Below are 309 nucleotides of genomic sequence, written 5' to 3' on the forward strand. Positions count from 1 at the left end.
GTCACCCCGGAGATGGAGTTCATCGCCATTCGCGAAAACATGGGTCGCGAACGTATCCGCAGCGAGGTTCTGCGCCAGCAGCACGCAGGTGAAGGCTTCGGCGCCCACCTACCGGAAAACATCACCCCCGAGTTCGTTCGCGATGAAGTGGCCGCCGGACGCGCCATCATCCCCGCCAACATCAACCACCCGGAGTCCGAACCGATGATTATCGGCCGCAACTTCCTGGTGAAAGTGAATGCCAATATCGGCAACTCGGCGGTGACCTCTTCCATCGAAGAAGAGGTCGAGAAACTGGTCTGGTCAACC

At 59.2% G+C, this 309-nt stretch carries 1 protein-coding gene; it reads left to right on the top strand.

Annotated features, from left to right (window positions below):
- On the top strand, positions 1 to 309 hold a 309-nt coding region (locus FN082_RS20560; RefSeq protein ID WP_185932138.1), incomplete at both ends, for a phosphomethylpyrimidine synthase ThiC.

Source organism: Klebsiella spallanzanii (genome assembly GCF_902158555.1).
GTDB classification, from domain to species: Bacteria; Pseudomonadota; Gammaproteobacteria; order Enterobacterales; family Enterobacteriaceae; genus Klebsiella; species Klebsiella spallanzanii.